Genomic DNA, 2,647 nt, shown 5'->3' on the forward strand with positions numbered 1-2,647 from the left:
AGGAGGCGTTGGCGTCGGCGCGTCTTCTTGCGAAGCAAGAAGCGTGCCGGAAGGAAATTTGCCATAGGCCGAGCGCGGGCCCCGCGAAGAGTAGGACTTCAGCGTAGCGAAACAGAAGTCCGTAACGAGCGGATAAGGACCCAAGCGAAGCGAGAAACCGTTGTTAATTGCAGTTGGTCCGTATTTAATGAAATTTCTATCGCAAGCCAACACTTTCGAGCGCAAATTTTCTCTTATTTCTTAAAAAAGCACTAATCATTAAAAACCCGTAAATGGAGTAACACAGCGTTGTATTTCTTCTAGCTGAAATCGACAACACTCACATAAAAAATTTGCGCGTTTTCTTCTACTGATTGACCAATTGCAATTAACGAACTAGGCTAATCGACGTTCCTCGTAGCTGAGCCTCCGTAGGAGGCGTTAGCGTCGGCGCGAATCTTGCGAAGGCAAGAGACGTGACGGAGAGGAATGTGGCGCAGCCCAAACGAGGCCGCAAGTGCCGAAGTGCAGCGATTAGCCGATGTTATGCGTAGTCCCCTTTTTAGAGGGAATCAAACCACTCTTTCTTTATTTCTATTTTTTCTACGATTTCGATATCCAATCCAAGTTTTAATTCCTTTAATTTATCGAGTAACGCATCTCCATCTATTAAATCAATAGGAGGTGCACCATCTCTTGTTGCTTCTTTTACCGCATCTCTAGTGAAGGAACTTGTTGTTACAAATAATCCTTTGTCTGCTCTTCCTTGTAATGCCCCTCTAAAATCTCTGATTTCAGAAGCTGTGATAGAATTTTCCCTATATCTTTTACATTGAAATAAAACATTAAAGCTAATGAATCCAGCTATTCTAAATATTCCTTTTCCATCAATTCCTCCATCTCCACTTTTTCCTGTAACTTCAACTTGGTGAAATCCAGATTCTCTAAGAATTCTTTTAAAAAGTCTTTCAAAGGCATCTGGCTTTATATCGAAGAGAATATTCTTTAAGGTTATTCTCCAATCTTGAAATTCTTCTGGAGCATCAAGATCATTGCTATCAAATTCTGATATTTCATTTTTTTCTTTTTTCTCTGATTTTGAAATAGATCTGACTAGATTTACTACGTCTTTCGGGTTTAATTCATTTATATCTTTGCTGGCTTTTGTAAGAGACCAAATCCCTCTAGAGGAATTTTCTAAAAATCCTGCTCTTTTTAGATAAGTCCTTGTCCATGCCAATCGATACTCAACTTCACTTCTAGATCCTTTGTCTCCATGAGGTATCTCGAGAATATTATTGGGAAGTTGCATCAAATTGAAGACTTTTTCATTAATTTCATCAATTGTGCCTGATCCTCCAAGTTCCTTTAAGGAATTTAATAGAGGATTCATCATTTCATCATATGTTGGTAATTTCATAATATTTATTCAGTTTGGTTTTAGGGGATTACGCATAACGAACTAGGGGAGACGACGTTCCCTGACCCTGAGTCCCGGAACGGGACGTTAGGGACTGGCACGTAGCTTGCGTATGCGAGCGAGTGACAGAAAGGGAATGTGCCGGAGGCCAAGCGAGGCCGCAAGTGCCGAAGCGCAGCGTTTCCACGCTGTTATGCGTAGTTTTTATTCAACAATTATACCAGTTGTGTTTAAATTTCCGAGAGAAAATATGATGTCCGTTCCTTCTAAACTTCCATTATTATCGAGAATATTATTATGTAATCGGGCAGTAAATTGAAGGTGAAGATTGTAAATAGAAAATAGATCTTTTTTAGCAGCTATAGTTCCAATTTTCTGTATATGAGATTCTATAATTCCAAAATTTTGAGCACCAACAGCATAATGTTTGGAAATTGCAGAATATTCGCTACCAGTTAAATCTTTACTTGTGTAATTGGAGAATGGTTCAGTATTAATTAATTCTTCTAATTTAATTGCTCTTAACGATTCAATGCCGTTCATTTTAAATAAAAACCAATTGTAGGTGTTTTCATCGATTAGATATCTATTTAATTTATCCTTACTCAAAATTCGAGCATTGTTAATTATACCAGGACCATAAAAATTGTTATCGAATTTAAAAATAGTATCAAATGTATTCGCATATCTTAGTGTTAATGGCCCAAGATATGTGCGCAATTTCGGTAAAAATTTCCCTGAATTAAATGATCTAAAATAAAATTCAACATAAATTGAGAATACTATTGAATGTAATGGTGTTTCAAAGATAAAAAAACCTCCATCCCCGGTATTTATATAATCCAAATTCAATATATCATTTTCTATTAAATTCTGAAAAAGAAATTTATCATTGTTTAGAATTTCTCTTTTAGATTTTTCTATAATGAACTTGATTAAAAAAGGTATCAGGGATTGTTCTTTAAATGGAAATTTTGAATATTGATAAATATCAATTCCTAAAACTGACTTTTTATCATTATGGAAATTGATTTTTTCTTCAAACTCTTTGGAAACATTTTCTTTGTTATATTCCAAATTTGAGTTAGTATTTATTTCTTTATCAATTGAATTGATTAAAGATTTAATTTCATTGAAAGTTACGTTTTCCATCTTAAACTCCGATTTTAAAAATTACGCATAACGAACTAGGCTTCTCGAAGTTCCCTGTAGCCGAGCCTCCGAAGGAGGCGTTGGCGTCGGCGCGAC

At 36.1% G+C, this 2,647-nt stretch carries 2 protein-coding genes; both read right to left on the bottom strand.

Annotated elements, in window-relative coordinates:
* Nucleotides 1–541: 541 nt before the first annotated feature.
* Entirely contained in the window at nucleotides 542–1,399 is an 858-nt protein-coding gene (locus tag EHR01_RS08135; RefSeq protein ID WP_135694202.1) for a restriction endonuclease, read from the bottom strand.
* 204 nt (nucleotides 1,400–1,603) lie between these two features.
* Entirely contained in the window at nucleotides 1,604–2,551 is a 948-nt protein-coding gene (locus EHR01_RS08140; protein WP_135694203.1) for a hypothetical protein, read from the bottom strand.
* Nucleotides 2,552–2,647 lie beyond the last annotated feature (96 nt).

This window comes from Leptospira mtsangambouensis (assembly GCF_004770475.1).
Taxonomy (GTDB): Bacteria; Spirochaetota; Leptospiria; order Leptospirales; family Leptospiraceae; genus Leptospira_A; species Leptospira_A mtsangambouensis.

What these genes read in the sequence shown, in the direction of transcription:
- EHR01_RS08135 (WP_135694202.1), bottom strand. Translation starts at nt 1,399, where the DNA reads ATGAAATTACCAACATATGATGAAATGATGAATCCTCTATTAAATTCC.
- EHR01_RS08140 (WP_135694203.1), bottom strand. Translation starts at nt 2,551, where the DNA reads ATGGAAAACGTAACTTTCAATGAAATTAAATCTTTAATCAATTCAATT.